The following is a 21,649-nucleotide window of genomic DNA, read 5'->3' as shown; positions in this document are numbered from 1 at the left end:
CGGCAATGAGTTCCCAAAACCTCGAGAGCCGGTCTCCAGCGCCGGCTCTTTCCATTTCCTTCCCTGAATCGCTGCCGGTCTCGGCTCGACGCGACGAGATCGCTCAGGCGATGGCTGACCATCAGGTCGTCATCGTCTGCGGCGAGACCGGCTCCGGCAAGACGACGCAGTTGCCCAAGATCGCGTTGGCCATGGGCCGTGGGCGCCTGAACGGCGGCGGGCTGATCGGCCACACGCAGCCGCGGCGCATCGCCGCCAGCAGCGTGGCCAAGCGCATCGCCGAGGAGCTGAAGACGCCGCTGGGCGAGGTGGTGGGCTACAAGGTGCGCTTCCAGGACCGGCTGTCCAAGGGCGCGTCGGTCAAGCTGATGACGGACGGCATCCTGCTGGCCGAGACGCAGAGTGACCCGCTGCTGAAGGCCTACGACACGCTCATCATCGACGAGGCCCACGAACGCAGCCTCAACATTGACTTCCTGCTGGGCTACCTGCGCGAGCTGCTGCCGCGCCGGCCTGACCTGAAGATCATCGTCACGTCGGCCACCATCGACGCGGACCGCTTCGCGAAGCATTTCGAATCCAGCAAGGGCCCGGCGCCGGTGCTGATGGTGTCGGGCCGGCTGTTCCCGGTCGAGCAGCGCTACCGCCCGTTCGAGGAAAGCCGCGAGTACGACCTCAACAACGCCATCACCGATGCGGTGGACGAGTTGTGGCGCGAGGGTGGCGGTGATGTGCTGGTGTTCCTGCCCGGCGAGCGCGAGATCCGCGAAGCGGCCGAGGCGCTGCGCAAGCACCACCCGCCGGGCGTGGACATCCTGCCGCTGTTCTCGCGGTTGTCCGAGGCCGACCAGAACAAGGTCTTCGAGCCTCACGGCGCGCGCCGCATCGTGCTGGCCACCAACGTGGCCGAGACCTCGTTGACGGTGCCGGGCATCCGCTACGTCATCGACCCGGGCCTGGCGCGCGTGAAGCGCTACAGCTACCGCAACAAGGTCGAGCAACTGCTGATCGAGAACATCAGCCAGGCGGCGGCCAACCAGCGCGCCGGCCGCTGCGGGCGCGTGTCCAACGGCATCTGCGTGCGGCTGTACAGCGAGAAGGAGTTCAACGAGCGGCCCAAGTTCACCGACCCGGAAATCCTGCGCAGCAGCCTGGCCGGCGTCATCCTGCGCATGAAGTCGCTGCATCTCGGGGATGTGGAGCGCTTCCCCTTCCTGGAGGCGCCGCGGCCCAAGGCCATCGCCGACGGCTACCAGCTGCTCAACGAGCTGGGCGCCACCGACGAAGCCAATGAACTGACCAGCCTGGGCCGCGAGCTGTCGCGCCTGCCGCTGGACCCGCGCGTGGGGCGCATGATCCTGGAGGCCCGCACGCGCGACGCGCTGACGGAGGTGCTGGTCATCGCGTCGGCGCTCAGCGGCCAGGACGTGCGTGACCGCCCGCAGGAAGCGGCCCAGGCCGCCGACGAGAAGCACAAGAAGTTCGACGACGAGAAGTCGGAGTTCATGGGCTACCTCAAGTTGTGGAAATGGCTGGGCGATTCCAAGGGCGGGGAGGGCGAGCACAAGCTGTCCCACCGCAAGCACGAGGCGCTGCTGCGCGAGAACTTCGTCAGCCCACGCCGCGTGCGCGAGTGGCGCGACGTGCATTCGCAGCTGCAGACGGTCGTCGCCGAGCATGGCTGGCGGCTCAACCAGAGCGCGGCGACTTACGAGCAGATCCACCTGTCGATGCTGGCCGGCCTGCTGGGCAATATCGGCCAGAAGAGCGACGATGAGGACTGGTACCTCGGCGCGCGCGGCATCAAGTTCTACCGCCACCCGGGCGCCCACCTGAGCAAGAAGCCGGGGCGCTGGATCGTCGCGGCCGAGCTGGTGGACACGTCGCGGCTCTACGGCCGGGGCCTGGCCAACATCGAGCCGCAGTGGTTGCCGCCCATCGCCGGTCACCTGATCAAGACGCAGCTGCTGGAGCCGCACTGGGAGAAGAAAGCCGCCGAGGTCGTGGCACTCGAACGGGCGACCCTCTACGGCATCGTGCTTTACAGCGGCAAGCGCGTGAACTTCGGTCGCGTGGACGCGAAGACGGCGCGCGAGATCTTCATCCGCGAGGGGCTGGTCAACGACGATCTGCCGGAAGACCTCGTGCGCAGCCTGCCGTTCATAGCCCACAACCGCCGCCAGATCGCGAAGGTCGAGGCGCTTGAGCACAAATCGCGCCGCCAGGACGTGCTGGTGGACGACGAGCTGATCTACGCCTTCTACGACGACAAGCTGCCGGCGCACGTGTACAGCGGCGCGACGCTGCTGAAGTGGTGGCGCCAGATATCGGAGCCCTCCGCCCGCGAGTGCGCGGGTGACTCCCCGGGGGAGTCAAGTCGGTCTTGGGAGCGGCCCGGCGACCGACTTGGCAGCAAGCCCGACGCCAAGCTGTTGTATCTGAGCCAGGACGAGCTGATGCGCCATGAGGCGTCGGGTGTCACCAGCGAGGCGTTCCCCAAGGTCATTCGCCTCGGTGGCGTGGACTGCGCGGCGACCTATCTGCACCAGCCCGGCGACGCGCGCGACGGCCTGACGGTGACCGTGCCCATCTTTGCGCTGAACCAGGTCAGCGAGGAGCGCGCCGAGTGGCTCGTGCCCGGCATGCTTGCGCCCAAGGTGACGGCGCTGCTGAAGAGCCTGCACCAGAAGCCGCGGGCGCGTCTGACGCCGCTGCCTGACTTCGTCGCCGAGTTCATCGAGCTGCAGCCTTTCTGCCAGGGCGGCCTGGTGGACACGCTGCTGCGGGCCGTCAGGGACCGCAGCCAGATCGCCGTGCAGCGCAACGACTTCAAGCTGGAGCAGCTGCCCGCCCACCTGTTCATGAACTTCCGCGTCGTCGACGAGCACGGCCGTCAGTTGGGCCAGGGGCGGCAGCTCGCGGCACTGAAGGCGGAGCTGGGCGGGCAGGCGCGCTCGGCCTTCCAGGCGCTGGCGGCGCTGAAGCTGCCGGCCAAGGACGAGGTACCCAAGCCCGCACCGCCGCCCGTGGCTGGCAAGGGCATCCGTGCCGAGATCGTCAAGAAGCCGGAGCCTGCGCGTGATGCGAGCCAGGCCTACACGGACTGGACGTTTGGTGAGCTGCCCGAGCTGCTGGAGGTGCGCAAGGGCGGGCAGACGCTGATCGGCTTCCCGGCGCTGATCGACAAGGGCAACCATGTCGAGATCGAGGTGTTCGACGAACCCGAGGTGGCCGCCGCCAAGCACCGCGCCGGCCTGCGCCGGCTGATCGCGTTGCAGCTGAAGGAGCCGCTGAAGTTCCTGGAGAAGAACATCTCCGACCTGCAGCGCATGTCGGTGCTGTTCATGGGCCTGGGCACGGCCGAGGACCTGCGCGACCAGGTCATCGGCGTCGCGCTGGACCGCGCCTTCCTGGCCGACCCGCTGCCCGCCGACCCGATCGGCTTCAAGAAGCGCATCGACGAAGGCCGCAGCCGGCTCAACCTGATCGCGCAGGAGGTGGCGCGTGCCGTGCACGCGGTGCTGCAGGAACTCGCCAACGCGACCCGCAAGCTCAAGGACGCGCGGCCGCCCAAGGATGTGTCGGACGACATCGCCGCGCAGCTGCAGCGGCTCGTTCCCAAGCGTTTCGCCATCGACACGCCCTGGTCACAGCTGCAGCATCTGCCGCGCTATCTGAAGGCCGTCACCGCGCGGCTGGACAAGCTGCGCGCCGACCCGGCCCGCGATACCAAGCTGATCGGCGAGATCCGGCCGCTGGAGCAGCGCTACACGCGCCGCATCGCCGAGCTCAAGGGCGTGCGCGATGCGCGGCTGGACGATTTCCGCTGGCAGCTTGAGGAATTGCGTGTCAGCCTGTTCGCGCAGGAGCTGCGCACGCCGCAGCCCGTCAGCGTGAAGCGGCTGGAGAAGGTCTGGAGTCAGCTGGCGGGCTGACGGCCCGACCGTGAGCTGCAGCACGAAAGGCATCGATTGCGGGATGACCCGGGGGAAATCCGTCGCATTTCGATGCTTCTTTCAGGTTCGGGCCAGCTGGCGTGGAGTCCAATGCAGGAATAACAAGTGTTACGCCTGCGGTCACTTCTGTCGTGTCTGAGCCCACTCCTGCTGTTGCTGCGCCGTCCCCGCTGAGAAGCTTCGGCCGCTTCGAATTGCGCGCCTTGCTGTCCAAGAGCGTGCGCAGCCTGATCTGGCGTGTGTTCGACGCGCGGCACGGCCAGGAGCTGATGCTGTGCATGCCGCGCGAGAAGCCCAACAGCGCCGCGGCCCTGGAGCACTGGTTGCGCATGGCCCAGGGGGCCGAGCGCGTGCAGCATCCCAACCTGGCACAGCCCTTCGAGATCGGCCAGGTCGAGCACTGGCCCTACGTGGCCTACGACCGGGCGCTGGGGGAAACGCTGGACGAGCGCCTGGCGCGCCAGCCGGCGCCGCTGCCCCTGGATGCCGCGCAGTGGATCGGGCAGGTGCTGGAGGGGCTGGCCTTTGCCCACGAGGCGGGCCATGCACACCGCGACCTGCAAACGGCCAGCCTGCTCATCGACAGCAACGACAAAGTGCGGCTGATGGGGCTGGAGGTGGTGCAGGAGGTGTTCCCCGCCACGGTGGACTTCAACGCCGTGACGCGTCGCGCCGTGCGTGAGTCGGCCGAAGAAGACGTGCTGTGCGTGGGCCTGATGCTCAACCGCATCCTCAGCGGCAAGCCGGTGCTGGAGGAGAACGACCTGCAGCACGTGGTGCAGCAGATGCAGCCACTGGGCCGCGAGATCGTGCGCCTGGGCTGGGAGACGCCGCACCCCATCCCCGACCCGCTGCGCGCCATCTGCAACCGCGCGACGGACCGCCAGCTGCGCCAGCGCTACCACCTGGCCCGCAGCTTCTGGCGTGCGCTGGACGGCTGGCGCCAGGCGGCGGCGCAGGACAACGGTGGCCCCATCGTGCTGCTGCTGGACAAGCTGCAGCGCCTGGGCCACCTGCCGACGACGACCACCGGCATCCACCGCTTCACCGCCGGTTCGGGCCTGGAGGCACAGCACGCCAGCGCGCTGTCCGACCTCGTGCTCAAGGACATGGCCCTCAGCCTGGAACTGCTGCGCCGCGTCAACAACGCGCTGCGCCAGAGCGGGCACCAGTCGGCGGACAGCGGCGAGACCGTGCTCAACATGCAGCGCGCCATCCAGATGCTGGGCATGGACGGCGTGCAGCGCGCGGCCAACGCGCTCAAGCCGTGGCCCGGCCCGCTGTCACCGGTGGCGGCCGAGATGCTGCGCCAGGTGATGGCCCGCGTCATCAAGGCCGGCCAGGTCGCGCAGGCGCTGCGCCCGGCGGGCTACGACGCCGAGGTGGTCTACCTCATCACCGTGATGCAGAACCTGGGCCGGCTGCTGCTTCAGTACCACTTCCCGGACGACGCCCAGCAGATCCGCCAGCTCATGGTGCCGCCCGAGCCCACGGAAGAGGTGCCGCACCCGCCTTCCCTGAGCGAGCAGGCGGCGGCCTATGCCGTGCTGGGTTGCGACCTGGACGCGCTGGGTGCGGCCGTCGCCCGCCACTGGGGCCTGGGCGACGAGTTGCTGCAGATGATCCGCCGCCAGCCGCTGGACGCGCCGGTGCATCCGCCGCGCACCGATGGCGACACGCTGCGCCTGACCTGCAGCCTCGCCAACGAACTGGTCGATGCGCTGACCCTGCCCGAGGCCAGGCGCCGCCCCGGCGTGGAAGCCGCCACGCGCCGCTACGCCAAGCCGCTGGGCCTGGGGCTGCGCGAGGTCATGGACGCCCTCAACCCCGGCGCCCAGAAGGCCGGCCAGCCGGCGCCCGCCACCGCGGCGCAGACGCCCGCCGCCAGACCGCCCCAAGCCAGCCCCCTGCGCGAACGCCTGAGCGGCCGCAGCTCCTGACCTCCGCCTCTCCGATGACCGACGACACCCCTCCCGAGCTGGGCCGCTTCCGCCTGCTGCAACGCCTGGGCGAGGGGGCGCAGGCCACGGTCTGGCTGGCCCATGACCCGCTGCTGGACCGCGAGGTGGCCGTCAAGCTGCTCAAGACGCAGGCCGTGGACGCCACGGCGCCGGGCACCGTCGACGAATGGCTGCACGAGGCCCGCGCCGTCAGCCGGCTGACGCATCCCAACATCGTGCCGGTGTTCGAGGCCGACACGCAGGGTGGCCGCTCCTACCTGGTGTTCGAGTACGTCAGCGGCGGTACGCTCAGCGAGCGCCTGCGCGCCGGCCCCCGGCCCAGCGCGGCCGAGGCCGTCACGCTGATGCTGGGCGTGCTGGACGGCCTGGTCGCCGCCCACGCCGCCGGCCTGGTGCACCGCGACCTCAAGCCCAGCAACGTGCTGATGGACGCGCGCGGCCGCCCCCGGGTGATGGACTTCGGCATCGCCGCGCGCGTGTCGTCGGCGGCCAACCAGCCCTCGCGCGTCGTCGGCACGCCGGGCTACATCTCGCCCGAGGCTGCGGCTGGTGCAGTGCCGCACCCGCAGATGGACGTGTTCGCGGCGGCCATCGTGCTGGCCGAGATGCTGTCCGGCCAGCGCCTGAACTACGACCCCGATCCCTGGCGTGCCGTGCAGCGTGCGCAGACGACCGATCTCGAGCTGCCCTCCGGCCTCGGCCGCGACGTGGACGATGCCTTGCGCGCCATCGTGCAGCGCGGCCTGGCGCGCGATCCCGATGCCCGCTGGCCCAGTGCTACGCAGATGCGCGATGCGCTGGCCGCCTGGCTGCGGCCGGTGGTGGAGCCCGATGCCGATGCCCAGGACGCGCCGGTGCTGGATTTCCTGCTGCGGCGCATGCGCCACAAGAGCGATTTCCCCGCGCTGTCCGATGCCATCGCCAGCATTCAGCGGCTCACGCAGTCGGAGAACGAGAGCCTGGCCAGCCTGTCCAACGAGATCCTCAAGGACGTGGCGCTCACGCAAAAGCTGCTGCGCCTGATCAACACGGCGGCCTACCGGCACACCGGTGGTGGTGGCATCAGCACCGTGTCGCGCGCGGTGGCGCTGATCGGCTTTGCCGGCATCCGCAATCTCGCGCTCAGCCTGGTGCTGCTGGAGCGCATGGAGAACAAGGGCCACGCGCAGCGCCTGCGCGAGGACTTCCTGCGCTCGCTGATGGCGGCCTCCCTGGCGCGCGAGCTGTGCCTGAACCCGCGGGAGGCCGAGGAGGCCTTCCTGGGGGCCATGCTGCACCACCTCGGGCGAACGCTGACCGAGTTCTACTTCCCCGAGGAGGCCGATGCCGTGCGCCGCCTCGTCAGCCCGGCCGACGACGGCCTGGCCGCCAGCGAGGCCGCCGCCTCCGCCCAGGTGCTGGGCATGAGCTACGAGGCGCTGGGCCTGGGTGTGGCCAAGCAATGGGGCCTGCCCGAGAGCCTGCAGCGTTCGATGCGCCGCCCGCCGGGCGAGGCGCCGGCCAAGCATGTCGACGAGGCGCCGGAGCGACAGCGCTGGCTGGCGCGCGCCTCCAACGAGATGGCCGACCTCATCCTGCAGACGCCGCCCGATCAGGCCTATGCCAAGGTCAAGGCGCTGGCCCAGCGTTACTCGCGCGCACTGGGCATCCGGCCCGAGAGCTTCGAGGAGGCCGCCGACACCGCGCGCCAGCGCCTGACGCAGGTCACCGAGGCGCTGGAATTGCGGCTGCCGCAGAACTCGCGCGCGCAGCGCCTGCTGGCGCCGCTCGCGCCGGCCGCACAGGACTCCCTGACCGCCCATGAGTTGGCACCCACCATGGTCATGGAGCGCACCCAGGCCATTGCGGCGCCGCAGCCGCAGCCTCAACAGCAGGTTGCCGAACTGCTGGCGGCCGGCGTGCAGGAAATCACCGACGCCATGGTCAACAGCTTCCAGCTCAATGGCGTGCTGCGCATGATCCTGGAGACCATTTACCGCGCGCTTGGGTTGCGGCGCGTCATCTTCTGCCTGCGTGACGGCCGGGGCCAGACGCTGACCGGCCGCCTGGGTGTGGGACAGGACGTGGAGCGGCTGGCGCCGCTGTTGCGCGTGGAGCTGACCCAGCAACCACCCGACCTGCTGGCCGCCGTGTGCATCAAGGGCGCCGACACGCTGATCCAGGACGCCCGTGCGCCCAACGTCGCGGCCCGTCTGCCGGCGTGGTTCAAGGGCGAGATGCAGGCGCAAAGCTTCCTGCTGCTGCCGTTGGTGCTCAAGGGCGCGCCGCTGGGGCTCATCTATGCCGACCACGCCGAGGCTGGCGCGGTGCAACTGGGCGAGAAGGAGTTGTCGCTGCTGCGCACGCTGCGCAACCAGGCAGTGATGGCGTTCCGGCAGGCGAGCGGCTGACGTCGCCTGCGCCCGGGCGCGGTGCCATTGGGCTGAACGGTGAGGAGGGGAGGGTGACGAGCCTGACCCCGGCACTGGTTGCAACGCTTAGGGCTGCTTGGTTCCCCACCTGACCCGGTTGGGCGCGCTTCCATGCGGGGAGGCCCGTCGAGGCGCATTCTAACCGGCTACAGACCCCGGTTGATCGAAAGATCCATGGCCAGCGCCAGCAGCGCGAGTGCGGTCAGGTAGCCCAGCAGGTGCAGCCGGTCGCGGCTCATCGCCCAATGGCCGCAGGCGGCATAGCCGATCAGTGCGACCAGCTTGATGCCCAGCCAGCCGTCGCGCAGCGGGTGGTAGCCCATGCTGCTCCACAGGCTCAGGCCCGACACCACCAGGCAGGCATTGATGCCCACCGACAGCACCACCAGCCGGGCATCGCGCGCCAGCTCCTGCACGCGCAGCGTGCCGAACTGGCACACCGCGCCGCGCAGGAAGAACAGCGCGATGCTGACCCAGGCCAGCAGCGCGTGCCACTGCACCAGTTCGTGAAAGTTCAGGGCCATCGGTGAGCCGGCTGGCCCCTCAGCGCAGGGCCAGGTCGTCCTCGCTGAAACGGATGTCGAGCGGCTCGATCAACAGCTGCTTCTCGCCCGCCTCCACCGTGCCCGCCACCCAGGCCTGGATGCCACAGTCGCGCGCCACTTGGGCTGTGCGCTCGGCGTCCTCGGCCTTGACGAAGATCGCAAAGCCGGCGCCCATGTTCAGCGTGGAGTAGGCCTCGCGGTCGTCCTGGCCGGCCTGCTGCTGGATGAAGTCCAGCACGGCGGTCTTGGGCGGTACGGTGTGGATGCGGTAGGTCAGCGCCGACGGGTGGCGCAGCAGCTTGCGCCAGCCGTGGCCGGTGATGTTGGCGCAGTAGTGCGGCGCGATGCCGGCCTTCCACAGCGCTTCGGTCACCGGCGAGTACAGCGCGGTGGGTGCCAGCAGCGCCTCGCCGTAGGTCAGGCCGGGTTCGATCTCGGTCAGGTAGCCCTGCGGCAGGCGCTCTGCCAGCTTGCGAGCCAGGCTCAGGCCGTTGGCATGGATGCCGCTGGAGGCCAGCAGCACGATGGCGTCGCCGGCGCCGAGCTTGTCGCCGACCGACAGCCGCTCCTTGGGGTTGATGAGGCCGGTGCAGGAGGCTGCCAGGTCGATGCGGCCGTCTTCGACGATGCCGGCCAGTGCCGGCGTCTCGCCGCCGCCCCAGGCGACCTGGCAGGTATCGCAGGCGGCTTTCCAGCCGGCAACCAGGGCTTGGGCGCGTTGGGCGTCGCCGAACCAGTCGCTGCCACCGGCGGCCCAGTAGGCCTGCACGACCAGCGGCGTGGCGCCGACGGTGATGAGGTCGTTGACCGCCATGGCGATGGTGTCTTGCGCGATGCCGGCGAAGAAGCTCTTGCCGGTCAGCTTGGCCATCTCATCGGCCACCAGGGTCTTGGTGCCCAGGCACTCGACGATGGAGGCGACGTAGAACGGGCCCACGTCCACGACATAGGCCGACTCGCCGCGCGAGGCCTTGACCTCGCTGAAGCCGTGGCTGGTCAGGTGGGATGCGGTGGCGGCGGCGGCACGCTGGGCGGTGACCTTCAGCGGGTCAATCAGGTCGTAGTTGACGCCGGCTTGGTCGTAGGTGAGGGGGGCTTGCGAGGTCATGGGCCGGGATTATCCCCGGTGGCCCCACCCATAGAATCGCGGCCCATGAGTTATCTGGTCCTGGCCCGCAAATACCGCCCGCAGAGTTTCGAGCAGCTCGTCGGGCAGGAGCACGTCGTGCAGGCCCTGGCGAACGCGCTGACGCAGGGGCGCCTGCACCATGCCTATCTGTTCACCGGGACGCGTGGCGTTGGCAAGACGACGGTGTCGCGCATCCTCGCCAAGAGCCTGAACTGCACCGGTGCTGATGGCGCGGGCGGCATCACGGCCCAGCCCTGCGGCGTGTGCAATGCCTGTCGCGACATCGACTCCGGCCGCTTTGTCGACTATGTGGAGCTGGACGCAGCGTCCAACCGCGGCGTTGAGGAGATCTCGCAGCTGCTGGACCAGGCGGTCTACAAGCCCGTCGTCGGCCGCTTCAAGGTCTACATGATCGACGAAGTGCACATGCTGTCGAACACCGCGTTCAACGCGATGCTGAAGACGCTGGAGGAGCCGCCCGAGTACCTGAAATTCGTGCTTGCGACGACCGATCCGCAGAAGGTGCCCGTCACCGTGCTGTCGCGCTGCCTGCAGTTCAACCTGCGGCCGATGGCGGCGGCGGATGTGCAGAGCCACCTGGGCAATGTGCTGGGCGCCGAGAACGTGCCCGCCGAGCCGGGCGCGCTGCGGCTGCTGTCGCGCGCGGCGCGAGGCTCCATGCGCGACGCACTGTCGCTGACCGACCAGGCCATCGCCTTCGGCGCCGGAAACCTGACCGAGGCTGGTGTGCGCCAGATGCTGGGCAGCGTGGACCGCGGCCATGTCGTATCCATCGTCGATGCGCTGGCGGCGGCCAGTGGCGAGGCCGTCGTGGCCCAGGCCGATGCGCTGCGAGGCGCAGGCCTGTCGGCCGCCGGCACGCTGGAGGACCTGGCCTCCCTGTTCCAGCAGATGGCGCTGGCGCAAGCTGCGCCAGCCGCGCTGGACGACGCCGACGGCGAGACGGCTGAGATCCGGCGGCTGGCCGCTTTGCTGCCTGCCGATGAGATCCAGCTGATGTACAGCATGGCGCTGCACGGCCGCGCCGAGCTGCACCTGGCGCCTGACGAGTACGCCGGGCTGTTGATGGTGCTGCTGCGCATGCTGGCCTTTCGCCCGGCCGGCACGACGCCCAAGCCAGTGAAAGCTGCGGCACTGGTGCGTCCGCCAGCGGTCGCCAAGGCCGTGGTGGCGGTGCCGCTGCCCAAGGCCGTGGCGCCGGTGGCCGACATGCCCGCGCCAGTGCCTGCACCCGTGCCCGTTCCCGCGCCCGCGATCGCGGCACCTGTCGTGGCGCCGCAGCCATCGCCAGCGCCCGTGAGCGCGGCGCCTGCGCCTGTGGTGTCGCCCAAGGCGGCCGAGCCGGCCGCTTCGTTTGGCGCCCGTCTGCGCCCACGGCCCGTCGAGCAAGCGGCGGTGGACGATGAAGCCGACTTCGGCGATGGCCCGCCGCCCGACGACGCGCCGCCGCCGTGGATGGAGGCCGATGACGCCCCCGTCACCGCCACGCCCGACGCCCGCGAGCCGGACGCGCCGCGCCGCATCGAGCTGCGCGAGACCCCCGAAGGCGCACGCTGGGCCGAGCGCATCGCGGCGCTCAACATCCTCGGGATGACCGGCGAGCTGGCCCGCCAGGCCCAGGCGCTGGGTTGCGAGGCGGCGGACGGCCGGGAGGTCTGGCGCCTGCGCGTGGAGCGCGAGTCGCTGCGCGCGCCGGCGCTGGTCGCCAAGCTCGAAGCCGCGCTGGACGCCAAGCTGCTCATCGAGGCCGGCGTGGCCGAGGACTCCATCGCGCTGCGCACCGTCGCCCGCGCCGAAGCGCAGCAGCGCGCGGCCGAGGACCTGGCCGAGACGCACCCGATGACGCGCACGCTGCTTTCCCAATTCCCGTCGGCACGCATCCTGCCGGGCTCCGTGCAGCCCGTGCTGACACCTTCAACTTAAAGGACAAGACCATGATGAAAGGCCAACTCGCCGGCTTGATGAAGCAAGCCCAGGCGATGCAGGACAACCTGAAGAAGGCGCAGGAAGAGCTCGCCAACGTCGAGGTGGAGGGCCAGAGCGGCGCCGGCCTCGTGAAGGTGCTGATGACCTGCAAGAACGAGGTTCGCCGCGTGACCATCGACCCCAGCCTGCTGGCCGATGACAAGGACATGCTGGAAGACCTCGTCGCGGCCGCCTTCAACGACGCGGCTCGCCGCGCCGAGGCCACCAGTGCCGAGAAGATGGGCAAGCTGACCGCCGGCATGCCGCTGCCCCCGGGCATGAAATTCCCCTTTTGAACGCACTCGACACGCTGATCGAGGCGCTCAAGCGCCTGCCCGGCGTAGGCCAGAAGTCGGCTCAGCGCATGGCCTACCACCTGTTGCAGCATGACCGCACGGCCATGCCGCGGCTGGCCGATGCGCTGACGGCGGCCAGCGAGGGCATCCGCCACTGCGAGCGCTGCCACACCTTCAGCGAGGCACCGATCTGTGGTGTCTGCGCCGATACCGAGCGCGATGGCCGTCTGCTGTGCGTCGTCGAGACACCGGCCGACCAGGCGGCGCTGGAGCGCACCGGCTCCTACCGAGGCTACTACTTCGTGCTGCTGGGGCGGCTGTCGCCGCTGGACGGCGTGAGCACGCGCGAAATCGGCGCGGCCGAGCTGCTGGTGCGGGCCTCGGAGGCCGGTGTCGGCGAGGTCATCCTCGCCACCAGCTTCACAGCCGAGGGCGAGGCGACGGCGCATGTGCTGGCCGAGGCCTTGCGCGTGCGCGGCATCAAGTCCACACGACTGGCGCGCGGCGTGCCGGTGGGCAGCGAGCTGGAGTATGTGGACCTGGGCACCATCGCCCATGCATTGACGGATCGCCGTTGAAGGAAGCCGCCTGATGACCATCGCCCAACTCTGCCTGCTGGTGGCCTGCGTGCTGCCCATCGTCTGCGCTGGGCTGGCCAAGTCCAAGGGTTTTGGCAAGCGCCGCCGGGATGGCGGCTTCGACAACCACGCACCGCGCGAATGGCTGGCCCGGCTGCAGGGCTGGCAGGCCCGCGCCAACGCGGCGCAGGCCAACAGCTGGGAGGCGCTGCCCGTCTTTATCGCGGGGCTGGTCGTGGCGCATCAGCACCAAGCCGCCCAGGCCTCTGTGGATGCGCTGGCCGCGGGCTTCATCGCCGCGCGCCTGGCCTTCATCGGCCTGTATCTGGCCGACCAGGCCTGGTTGCGGTCTGTGGTGTGGGTGGCCGGCCTGGCGGCCTGCGTAGCGCTGTTCTTCGTGCGCTGAGGCCGCCAGCCTCCCAGATCAGGGCGCGGCCGACGCGACGACGTTGCGGCCCTTGCCGCCGCGTTCTTTGGCCAGCGTGCGCGCTGCCGGGGCCTTGGCGGCCCGGGCGCTGGCCTTGGCCTTGGTGCTGCTGCGCGTGGATGCCGAGGCCTTTGCCACTGTGGTGGGCTTGAAGGCGGTGTAGACCACGACGGCCTGGCCCGGCTTGAAGCGGGCGCTGCGGCCGACGTTGTTCCACTGGGCCACCTGCTCGGCCTTGACCTTGTAGCGCGCGGCGATGCCGGCCACGGTGTCGCTCTTGCCGGCCTTGACGCTGATGCGGCGCAGCGGCGGCGCATCGGGGGCCAGGTTCAAGCTGGCGGTGTCGGCCAGGCGCTCGGAGACGTCGTCGCGCACATGCTCGGCGCGCGGCACCAGCAGCGTGGAGCCGGCCTTGACCAGCATCTTGGGCGGGATGCGGTTGAGCTCGCGCAGCGCCGCCTCGGCCATGCCGGTGCGTCGGGCCGCTTCGGCCGGACTCATGGTCTTGGGCACGACCCAGGCCGTCCAGGTGGCCAGCGGGCCGGGGTGGCGGGCCAGGTTCTCGGCGAAGGCGCTGGCCTGCTCGTAGGGCAAGAGCACCTGTGGCGTGGCGGCCGCCAGGATGACCGGCTTGTTCATCTGTGGGTTGAACTGCTGGAAGGTTTCCAGCGTCAGTCCGGCCAGCTCGGCGGCCAGCGCCACGTCGAGGTCGCGCTCGATCTTGACGCTCAGGAAGTAGGGGTGGTTGGCCACCGGCGGCAGGCTCAGCGCGAAGCGGTCCGGTGCCAGCACGATGTTCTTCACAGCCTGCAGCTTGGGCACGTAGTAGCGCGTTTCGTCGGGTAGCTTGAGGCTGGCGTAGTCGGTCGGCCGGCCCAGGCGCTGGTTGCGTACGATGGCCTTCTGCACATTGCCCTGGCCCCAGTTGTAGGCGGCCAGTGCCAAGTGCCAGTCGCCGAACATCTTGTGCAGGCGGCCGAGATAGTCGAGCGCGGCGCGCGTGGAGGCCAGCACGTCGCGGCGGTCGTCGCGGAAGATGTTCTGCTTGAGGTCGAAGTCGCGGCCGGTGGCGGGCATGAATTGCCACATGCCGGTGGCCTTGGCGCTGGACACGGCGTGCGTGACGAAAGCGCTCTCGATGAAGGGCAGTAGCGCCAGCTCGGTGGGCATGCCGCGCTTCTCGACCTCGTCGACGATGTGAAACAGGTAGCGGCTGCCACGGGTGGTCATGCGCTCGACGTAGTCGGGCCGGGCGCTGTACCAAGCCTCGGCCTTGCGCACCCAGTCGTCGTCCAGGTCCTGCAGCTGGAAACCCTTGCGCACGCGGGCCCACAGGTCGGCGTTGGCGTCGGGAGCGTCGAGGTCGACCTTCTCGCCGGGGCGCAGGCTGTCTTCCAGCAGGTCGGCGCCCATGGCGCGCAGGGCAACCGGCGCCGCAGCCTCGGTGGCGGGCGCGGTGTCGACAGCTGGTGTGGGGGCGGGGAGGGCAGCCGGCTCCGCGGTGGGCGCGGGTGGCAGAGTGGTCGTGGCGCAGGCGGTGAGCAGGGCCGCGATGGCCAGGGGGGCGAGTCGATGGAGCAGCGTCATCGGAATCCGTTCTTCCATTCGCGCAGGGTGGCGAAGACGTCGACCGGGCTGGGCGCGGTCGGGAGTTGGAGGGGGGCGTGGCGCCGTGCGGCGTCCTGCAGCGCCGGTTCGTGGCAGCGCAGGAAGGGGTTGATCTGGCGTTCGGTGGCAATGCGGCCCGGCAGCGTGGGCTGGCCGGCAGCGCGCTGGGATTCGCACCAGCCGGCGTAGGCGGCCAGCGCGGGGTTGGCCGGCTCCACTTCAAGGGCGAAGCGCAGGTTGGAGAGCGTGTACTCGTGGGCGCAGCACACGCGCGTCTGTGGCGGCAGCGCGGCGAGCGCCTGCAGAGACGCGTGCAGCTGGGCCGGCGTGCCCTCGAACAGGCGGCCGCAGCCGGCGCTGAACAGCGTGTCGCCGCAGAACAGCAGCGGGTCGGCGCCCGCGGGCTGGGCGAAGTAGGCGATGTGGCCAGCGGTGTGGCCGGGCACGTCCAGCACCGTCAGGCGCAGGCCCAACAGCGTGACGTGGTCACCGCCGCACAGGCGCGTCACCGGTTCAGGCAGGCGCTCCCGGGCGGGGCCGTAGATGGGGCCTTGCAGCCGGCTGCGCAGCGCGTCCACGCCGCCGACGTGATCGCCGTGGTGGTGGGTCAATAGAATGCCCGCCAGCGTCAGGCCTCGTGCATCGAGTGCCGCGATCACCGGTGTGGCGTCGCCAGGATCGACGACCAGGGCCTCGTGGCCGTTGTCCAGCAGCCAGAGGTAGTTGTCGTCGAAAGCAGAGAGAGGCGTGAGCGTCAACGTGAGCGTCACCAGTAAAGAGCCGATTATAGATTTGGCAGCCTGGCTGCAGACCCCGCCGGGCCGCTACCTGCTGGCCTGGGAGCAGGGCCAGGTGGACGCCGCGGTGGCCGACCTGTTCGGCTTCCATGCGTTGCAGCTGGGCCTGCCCGAACTCGATGGCCTGCACGCCAACCGCATGCCGCACCGCTGGCTGGTGGGGCGTGACCTGCACTGCGAGTTCGAGGCCCTGCCGTTCGAGAGCGCCAGCCTGGACCTGGTGGTGCTGCCGCATGCGCTGGAGCTGGCCGATGACGCCCACGCGCTGCTGCGCGAGGTGGAGCGCGTGCTGCGTCCCGAGGGCCGTCTCATCGTGTTTGGTCTGAATCCGGCCAGCCTGTGGGGGCTACGCCAGAATCTGGGCCGCCTCAAGCGACGCAGCGAGCCCTATCTGCCCCGCGAGGGCGACTTCATCGGCTATTGGCGGCTGCGCGACTGGCTCAAGCTGCTGAGCTTCGAGGTCGAGGCGGCGCGCTTCGGCGTCTACCGCCCGCCGCTGCGTACCGAGGCTTGGCTGGCCCGCTGGCAGTGGGTGGAGGCCGTGGGCGCACGCTGGTGGCCGGTGCTGGGCGCCGTCTACTTCATCCAGGCCATCAAGCGCGTGAACGGCACGCGCATGGTGGGCCTGGCCCGCAATCAGCGCCTGGCCGCCAAGAAGGCGCCAGCCGTTGCCCTGAACCATCATCAAAACAAGAAATGACCGATACCCCCAAGCCCGCGCTCGCCATCAAGAAGCCGCAGGTCACCATCTACACCGACGGCGCCTGCAAGGGCAACCCGGGCCCTGGCGGCTGGGGCGCCTGGCTGTCCAGCGGCGGACATGACAAGGAGCTGTTCGGCGGCGAGCGCGAGACCACCAACAATCGCATGGAGCTGATGGCGCCCATCGAGGCGCTGGCTTCGCTCAAGCGCAGCTGCGAGGTGGTGGTCTATCTGGACAGCGAGTACGTGCGCAAGGGCATCACCGAATGGATCCTCAACTGGCAGCGCCGCGGCTGGAAGACCGCCGACGGCAAACCGGTCAAGAACGCCGACCTGTGGATGCGGCTGGACGCGCTGCGAAAGCTGCATGCGGTGGAGTGGCGCTGGGTGAAGGGTCATGCGGGCGACCCCGGCAACGAGCGCGCTGACATGCTTGCCAACAAGGGCGTGGCCTCGATCAGTAAAGTGCGCTCCACCTAAACCTCGCGGGGATTGCCCATGACCTTGTTGCCCAAGCGGCTGGCTCTGGCCTTGGCGCTGTGCGCCTGCGGTGCGGTGCAGGCCCAGACCTACACGGTCGTCTGTGTGAAGACGGCCTGCGGCCAGCTGCAGGCGCGCGAGAGCGAGGGCCGGCTGGAGGTGAGCTACAGCTACCGCAACAACGGCCGCGGCCCGAGCCAGCAGGAGACGCTGAGCTTCGCGCCGGACGGCGCCTGGATGGGCTATCGCAACGAGGGAACGGCCACCTACGGCGCGCGCATCGACGAGCGCTTCTCGCGCGACGGCGATGGCACCGTGCGCTGGCAGTCGCCGGTGGACCGCGGCGAGCGGGCCGGCGTGTCGCGAGACGCCGTCTACCTGCCGGTGGAAGCCAGCCCGGCCTGGGCGGCGCGGGTGGCGCGCACGCTGCTGGCCAGCAAGACCGGCCGTACCGAGGTGTTGCCCGTCGGCCGCCTGGCGATCGAGCGCGTGCAGCGGCTGACGCTGGCGGGCCTGGGCGGCGAGGTCGGCCTCTACGCCATCACCGGCCTGGACCTGGAGCCGCGCTACCTGTGGCTGCGCGAGGACGGCCACGCGCTGTTTGCGCAGGTCTACCCGGGCTGGGGCGGCACGGTGCTGCAGGGTTTCGAGGCCGAGGTGGATCGGCTGGGCGAAGCGCAGCAGGCGGTCGAGCTGGCGCGGTTGCAGCGGCTGGCGCGCGAGCTGCCCAGGCCGCTGCCCGGGCTGACCCTCATCGAGGGCGTGCGCTGGTTCGACGCGCAGGCCGCATGGCTGCGTGGGCCGTCCGACGTCTACCTGCGCGACGGCCGCATCGCCTTCATCGCCAGCCCCGGCGCGCTGCGCCAGGTCGTGCCCGCGCAGCGCGTCAGCGGCCAGGGCCGCACGCTGCTGCCCGGCTTCGTGGACATGCACGCGCATGTGACGCCAGGCGATCTGCTGCTCAACCTGGCCGCCGGCGTGACGGCCGTGCGCGACGTGGGCAACAGCCATGCCGACATCGCCCAGCTGCGCGAGCGCATCGCCCGGGGCGAGCTGCTGGGCACGCGCATCGCGGCCAACGGCTTCATCGAGGGCAAGAGCCCGTTCTCGTCGCAGGCCGACTTCGTGCCCGACACGCTGCCCGAGGCGCTGGCCGCCGTCGACTGGTATGCCGCACACGGCTACCGCCAGCTCAAGCTCTACAACTCCATCCGCCCCGAGTGGGTGAAGCCCATGGTGGCGCATGCGCGGCGCCTGGGCCTGCGCACCGGCGGCCATGTGCCGGCCTTCATGACTGCGCGCGAGGCCGTTGAGGCGGGTTTCGACGAGCTGCACCACATCAACCAGGTCACGCTGAACTTCCTCGTCAGCCGCACGGACGACACGCGCACGCTGCTGCGTTTCAATCTCGTGGGGGACAAGGCGGCCGAGCTCAAGCTCAATGACCAGCGCACGCGCGACTTCCTGGCCCTGCTGAAGAAGAAGGGCACGGTCGTGGACCCGACCATGGTGGCCTTCGAGGGCCAGTTCACGCAGCGCCAGGGGCAGCCCAACCCCAGCTATGCCGTCGTCGCGGCCAACCTGCCGGCGGTCGTGCAGCGCAGCTTCCTGTCGGCCGAGACGGAGATGGACGACGCGAAGGCCAAGCGCTGGGGCGCGAGCTGGCGGGTCATGACGGACCTGCTGCGCCGCATGCACGCGGCTGGCATTCCGCTGGTGGCTGGCACTGACGCGACGGCTGGCTTCGCCTTCCAGCGCGAGCTGGAGCTGTACGCGCAGGCCGGCATCCCGGCAGCGCAGGTGCTGAAGATCGCCACCTGGAACGGCGCGAAGTACAGCGACCGGCTGCACGAGATCGGCAGCATCGAAGTGGGCAAGCGGGCCGACCTGCTGCTGGTGGACGGCGACCCGGTGGCCGACATCCGTGCCATCCGCCGCGTGGCGTTGGTGATTCAGGGGCAGGGTGACGAGACCCGCGCGCTGTCGCCCGCCGCGCTGTACCAGGCCATGGGCATCCTGCCCTTCGTGCCGGCCGCCGAGGTGCGCCAGTGATCCGGCTGGCCGCACTGCTGCTCGCGCTGCCGCTGCTGGCGGACGCCGACACCACGCTGCGCTTCTGCGCGGCCGGCAGCCCCACGACCTTCGACCCCGCCGTCACCGACAGCGGCATCGACCACATCTCGCACCTGCCCATCTTCGGCACGCTGGTGGAGACCAAGCGCGGCACCGACGAGCTGGTGCCCGGCCTGGCCACGCGCTGGCGCGTGAGCCCAGACGGCCTGGCCTACACCTTCGAGCTGCGTCGGGGCGTGCCCTGGCACAGCAACGCCGACTTCCAGCCCACGCGGCCCTTCAGCGCCGATGACGTGCTGTTCACCTTCGGTCGCCTGCTCAACCGTGACAGCGCCTTCGCCAAGGCTCTGCCGGCGGTGGCGCCCTACGTGGTGTCCTTTGGCTGGGAAAAGCTGATCCGTCAGGTCGAGAAGCTGGGCGAGCACGAGGTGCGCATCACGCTCACCGAGCGCGATGCCGGCTTCCTGGCCACGCTGACGCAGACCTTCACGGTCATGCAGTCGGCTGAACTGGGCGCGCAGCTGCTCAAGGCTGGCACGCCGCAGCGCATCGCGCAGCTGCCGGTGGGCACCGGGCCCTTCCAGCTCAAGAGCTTCCGCAAGGACAGCGTCATCCGCTACGGCGCCCACCCGGGCTGGTGGCGGCGCGCGGAGGTGCCGCGCGCAGACCAACTGGTGTTCGCCATCACGCCCGACGCCACCGTGCGCGCCCAGCGCCTTCGCCGCAACGAGTGCGACATCGCCGCGCCCGTGGGCCCGGCCGAGCTGGCCCAGCTGCGTCGGGACCCGGCTATCAAGCTGGCCACGGCGGCCGGCATGAACGTCGGCATCCTGGCCTACAACACCCGAAAGCCCGCGCTCGCGAAGCTGGCCGTGCGCCAGGCGCTGGACATGGCCATCGACAAGGCCGCCATCCTGCGCACCGTGTACGGTGACGCGGGCACGGCGGCGACCACGCTGATCCCGGCGTCCAACTGGTCACACGACGCGACGCTCAAGCCCGCGCCGCACGACCCCGCCAAGGCCCGCGAGCTGCTGAAGCAGGCCGGCGTGCTGCCGCTGAACCTCACGCTGTGGGCTATGCCCGTGGTGCGCTTCTACAACCCCAACGGCCAGCTGATGGCGCAGATGATCCAGGCCGACTGGGCCAAGGTGGGCGTGAATGCGCGCATCGTCACGTACGAGTGGGGTGAGTACCTGCGCCGCATCGACGCGGGCGAGCACGACGTGGCCATGTCCGGCTGGAACGGTGATCCCGAACCCTCGGGCACGTTTGCGCAGCTGGCCTGCGGGTCGGCCAGTGGCAGCTTCTGGTGCAACCCCGCCTACGAGCAGCTGCTGGCCCAGGGCCGCCAGGCCCAGCAGCTGGACCAGCGCAAGGCCGTCTACAGCAAGGCCCAGCAACTGGTGCTGGAGCAACTGCCTTGGACGCCCATGGCCTATGGCCGCGTGGCGGTGCCCATGCGCGCCACGGTGAAGGGCTTCGTGCTGGAGCTGGACGGCAGCACTTACTTTGATGGCGCACTCCCGCGCTGACGCAAGGACAACAAGATGAGCATCAAGAGCGACAAGTGGATCCGCCGCATGTGCGAGCAGCACGGCATGATCGAGCCGTTCGAGCCCGGCCAGGTGCGTGAGCAGGACGGCCGCAAGATCGTGAGCTACGGCACCAGCAGCTATGGCTACGACATCCGCTGCGCGCCAGAGTTCAAGGTCTTCACCAACATCCACAGCACGGTGGTGGACCCGAAGAACTTCGACGAGAACAGCTTTGTGGACGTCAACAAGGACGTCTGCATCATCCCGCCCAACAGCTTCGCGCTTGCGCGCACGATGGAGTACTTCCGCATCCCGCGCAACGTGCTGACCGTGTGCCTGGGCAAGAGCACCTACGCCCGCTGCGGCATCATCGTCAACGTCACCCCTTTCGAGCCCGAGTGGGAAGGCTATGTGACGCTGGAGTTCAGCAACACCACGCCGCTGCCGGCAAAGATCTACGCGGGCGAGGGCTGCGCGCAGGTGCTGTTCTTCGAGAGCGACGAGGTCTGCGAGACCAGCTACAAGGACCGCGGCGGCAAGTACCAGGGCCAGGTGGGCGTCACGCTGCCCAAGACTTGAGCGCGATGACCGGGTGAGTGCCCGGTCTTTTCGGGCTTTATCCGGGCTTTGCGGCGCCGAGGCGTCGGCACGATGGCGACATCCGCCAGACGACCGCAGAGGCCCACATGACCACCCCCACGCGCCCTCCGTTCGCGGCCCCTCAAGGGGTTGTGTCAGCTTCTTTGGATGGCCGTGTGGTGCTGCCATGCTGATCCCGCTGCACCTCATTGCCGTGCCCGCCGACGAGCCGCGCGGCGCGGGTGACCCGGGCCACGTCTGGAGCGGGCTAAAGATTGCGCAGGGCGTCAACCTCGGGGACATCCGCGCGCTGGGCCTCACCGTGGCCGGCGCGGCCAGCGGGCCGGTTTCCACCGCCGAGCTGCTGCGCTTTGGTCAGCTGATGAGCGATGCCGGCCTGGCTATCAACCCCACGCGCATGCTGTACGACCGGCAGTACGCCTATGAGTGCCTGGCCGACGGCCACGGCAGCGAACATCCGGGCCTGCGTGAGCTGGCGCTGTCGCTGTACGAGGCCTACCAATCCGCCGGAGAGTGGATCGGCTTGGCGCACTGAGCCCCCTGGCCTAGGGTTTCCCTGACC

At 69.8% G+C, this 21,649-nt stretch carries 17 protein-coding genes and 1 other RNA gene; 13 read left to right on the top strand and 5 right to left on the bottom strand.

What is annotated here, in order from left to right; translation table 11 throughout:
- Nucleotides 1–5 precede the first annotated feature (5 nt).
- The 3 genes from hrpA (at nt 6) to ACG0Z3_RS06545 (ending at nt 8,307) form a co-directional block, all read left to right on the top strand.
- Complete coding sequence (gene hrpA, locus ACG0Z3_RS06555; protein ID WP_394396419.1) at nt 6–3,935, top strand: ATP-dependent RNA helicase HrpA; 3,930 nt, start codon at nt 6–8, stop codon at nt 3,933–3,935.
- Between the two features lie 224 nt (nt 3,936–4,159).
- A complete protein-coding gene (locus ACG0Z3_RS06550; RefSeq protein ID WP_394396418.1) occupies nt 4,160–5,896 on the top strand; it encodes an HDOD domain-containing protein in 1,737 nt (578 codons plus the stop codon).
- Nucleotides 5,897–5,910: 14 nt separating this feature from the next.
- The gene (locus tag ACG0Z3_RS06545; protein WP_394396417.1) at nt 5,911–8,307 is read left to right on the top strand and encodes a protein kinase domain-containing protein; all 2,397 of its coding nucleotides are present in this window, start codon (nt 5,911–5,913) and stop codon (nt 8,305–8,307) included.
- A gap of 52 nt (nt 8,308–8,359) precedes the next feature.
- Here ACG0Z3_RS06545 and ffs read toward each other — a convergent pair.
- The 3 genes from ffs to ACG0Z3_RS06530 form a co-directional block, all read right to left on the bottom strand.
- Nucleotides 8,360–8,456: signal recognition particle sRNA small type (gene ffs, locus ACG0Z3_RS06540), an RNA gene on the bottom strand.
- Between the two features lie 18 nt (nt 8,457–8,474).
- On the bottom strand, nt 8,475–8,852 hold the full coding sequence (locus ACG0Z3_RS06535) for a SirB2 family protein (RefSeq protein ID WP_394396416.1): 378 nt from the start codon (nt 8,850–8,852) through the stop codon (nt 8,475–8,477).
- A 19-nt stretch (nt 8,853–8,871) separates the two neighbouring features.
- A complete protein-coding gene (locus ACG0Z3_RS06530) occupies nt 8,872–9,981 on the bottom strand; it encodes an AIR synthase-related protein (RefSeq protein ID WP_394396415.1) in 1,110 nt (369 codons plus the stop codon).
- Nucleotides 9,982–10,026: 45 nt separating this feature from the next.
- Between ACG0Z3_RS06530 and dnaX the strand changes: the two genes are divergently transcribed.
- Genes dnaX through ACG0Z3_RS06510 form a run of 4 tightly spaced genes read left to right on the top strand, consistent with a single transcriptional unit; the run spans nt 10,027 to nt 13,268 of the window.
- Entirely contained in the window at nt 10,027–11,946 is a 1,920-nt protein-coding gene (gene dnaX, locus ACG0Z3_RS06525; protein ID WP_394396414.1) for a DNA polymerase III subunit gamma/tau, read from the top strand.
- An 11-nt stretch (nt 11,947–11,957) separates the two neighbouring features.
- Nucleotides 11,958–12,284 carry a YbaB/EbfC family nucleoid-associated protein gene (locus ACG0Z3_RS06520; RefSeq protein ID WP_268165600.1) on the top strand — a complete coding sequence of 109 codons (327 nt, stop codon included), beginning with the start codon at nt 11,958–11,960 and terminating at the stop codon, nt 12,282–12,284.
- Nucleotides 12,272–12,862 (top strand): recombination mediator RecR, encoded by a 591-nt coding sequence (gene recR / locus ACG0Z3_RS06515; protein ID WP_394396845.1) that lies wholly within the window; start codon nt 12,272–12,274, stop codon nt 12,860–12,862. Before ACG0Z3_RS06520 ends, recR begins: the two co-directional genes overlap by 13 nt.
- Before the next feature lie 13 nt (nt 12,863–12,875).
- Nucleotides 12,876–13,268 (top strand): MAPEG family protein, encoded by a 393-nt coding sequence (locus ACG0Z3_RS06510; RefSeq protein WP_394396413.1) that lies wholly within the window; start codon nt 12,876–12,878, stop codon nt 13,266–13,268.
- 18 nt (nt 13,269–13,286) lie between these two features.
- On the opposite strand, the gene ACG0Z3_RS06505 is transcribed toward ACG0Z3_RS06510, so the two are convergent.
- Complete coding sequence (locus ACG0Z3_RS06505; protein ID WP_394396412.1) at nt 13,287–14,876, bottom strand: transglycosylase SLT domain-containing protein; 1,590 nt, start codon at nt 14,874–14,876, stop codon at nt 13,287–13,289.
- On the bottom strand, nt 14,873–15,655 hold the full coding sequence (gene gloB, locus ACG0Z3_RS06500) for a hydroxyacylglutathione hydrolase (protein WP_394396844.1): 783 nt from the start codon (nt 15,653–15,655) through the stop codon (nt 14,873–14,875). The genes ACG0Z3_RS06505 and gloB overlap by 4 nt, the downstream gene beginning before the upstream one ends.
- 34 nt (nt 15,656–15,689) lie before the next feature.
- Here gloB and ACG0Z3_RS06495 point away from each other — a divergent pair, with 34 nt between their 5' ends.
- The 6 genes from ACG0Z3_RS06495 (at nt 15,690) to ACG0Z3_RS06470 (ending at nt 21,622) form a co-directional block, all read left to right on the top strand.
- On the top strand, nt 15,690–16,394 hold the full coding sequence (locus tag ACG0Z3_RS06495; RefSeq protein ID WP_394396411.1) for a class I SAM-dependent methyltransferase: 705 nt from the start codon (nt 15,690–15,692) through the stop codon (nt 16,392–16,394).
- Complete coding sequence (gene rnhA / locus ACG0Z3_RS06490; RefSeq protein ID WP_394396410.1) at nt 16,391–16,876, top strand: ribonuclease HI; 486 nt, start codon at nt 16,391–16,393, stop codon at nt 16,874–16,876. The genes ACG0Z3_RS06495 and rnhA overlap by 4 nt, the downstream gene beginning before the upstream one ends.
- Nucleotides 16,877–16,894: 18 nt before the next feature.
- Nucleotides 16,895–18,928, top strand: a complete 2,034-nt coding sequence (locus ACG0Z3_RS06485) for an amidohydrolase family protein (RefSeq protein WP_394396409.1) — start codon at nt 16,895–16,897, stop codon at nt 18,926–18,928.
- Entirely contained in the window at nt 18,925–20,484 is a 1,560-nt protein-coding gene (locus tag ACG0Z3_RS06480; protein ID WP_394396408.1) for an ABC transporter substrate-binding protein, read from the top strand. Before ACG0Z3_RS06485 ends, ACG0Z3_RS06480 begins: the two co-directional genes overlap by 4 nt.
- 15 nt (nt 20,485–20,499) lie before the next feature.
- On the top strand, nt 20,500–21,066 hold the full coding sequence (gene dcd / locus ACG0Z3_RS06475) for a dCTP deaminase (protein WP_394396407.1): 567 nt from the start codon (nt 20,500–20,502) through the stop codon (nt 21,064–21,066).
- Between the two features lie 187 nt (nt 21,067–21,253).
- Complete coding sequence (locus ACG0Z3_RS06470; protein ID WP_394396405.1) at nt 21,254–21,622, top strand: hypothetical protein; 369 nt, start codon at nt 21,254–21,256, stop codon at nt 21,620–21,622.
- The last annotated feature ends 27 nt before the right edge of the window (nt 21,623–21,649 follow it).

Origin of the sequence: Pelomonas margarita, assembly GCF_043555875.1 — a bacterium.
Lineage (GTDB): Bacteria > Pseudomonadota > Gammaproteobacteria > Burkholderiales > Burkholderiaceae_C > Pelomonas > Pelomonas margarita.
The sequence above is the reverse complement of the archived record's forward strand: the minus strand, read 5'-3'. Positions and strand labels throughout refer to the sequence as shown.

Bases quoted from the DNA above. Each gene is read 5' to 3' on its own strand.
- hrpA (WP_394396419.1), top strand. From the start codon at position 6: ATGAGTTCCCAAAACCTCGAGAGCCGGTCTCCAGCGCCGGCTCTTTCC.
- ACG0Z3_RS06545 (WP_394396417.1), top strand. From the start codon at position 5,911: ATGACCGACGACACCCCTCCCGAGCTGGGCCGCTTCCGCCTGCTGCAA.
- ACG0Z3_RS06535 (WP_394396416.1), bottom strand. From the start codon at position 8,852: ATGGCCCTGAACTTTCACGAACTGGTGCAGTGGCACGCGCTGCTGGCC.
- ACG0Z3_RS06530 (WP_394396415.1), bottom strand. From the start codon at position 9,981: ATGACCTCGCAAGCCCCCCTCACCTACGACCAAGCCGGCGTCAACTAC.
- dnaX (WP_394396414.1), top strand. From the start codon at position 10,027: ATGAGTTATCTGGTCCTGGCCCGCAAATACCGCCCGCAGAGTTTCGAG.
- ACG0Z3_RS06520 (WP_268165600.1), top strand. From the start codon at position 11,958: ATGATGAAAGGCCAACTCGCCGGCTTGATGAAGCAAGCCCAGGCGATG.
- ACG0Z3_RS06510 (WP_394396413.1), top strand. From the start codon at position 12,876: ATGACCATCGCCCAACTCTGCCTGCTGGTGGCCTGCGTGCTGCCCATC.
- ACG0Z3_RS06505 (WP_394396412.1), bottom strand. From the start codon at position 14,876: ATGACGCTGCTCCATCGACTCGCCCCCCTGGCCATCGCGGCCCTGCTC.
- rnhA (WP_394396410.1), top strand. From the start codon at position 16,391: ATGACCGATACCCCCAAGCCCGCGCTCGCCATCAAGAAGCCGCAGGTC.
- ACG0Z3_RS06485 (WP_394396409.1), top strand. From the start codon at position 16,895: ATGACCTTGTTGCCCAAGCGGCTGGCTCTGGCCTTGGCGCTGTGCGCC.
- dcd (WP_394396407.1), top strand. From the start codon at position 20,500: ATGAGCATCAAGAGCGACAAGTGGATCCGCCGCATGTGCGAGCAGCAC.
- ACG0Z3_RS06470 (WP_394396405.1), top strand. From the start codon at position 21,254: ATGCTGATCCCGCTGCACCTCATTGCCGTGCCCGCCGACGAGCCGCGC.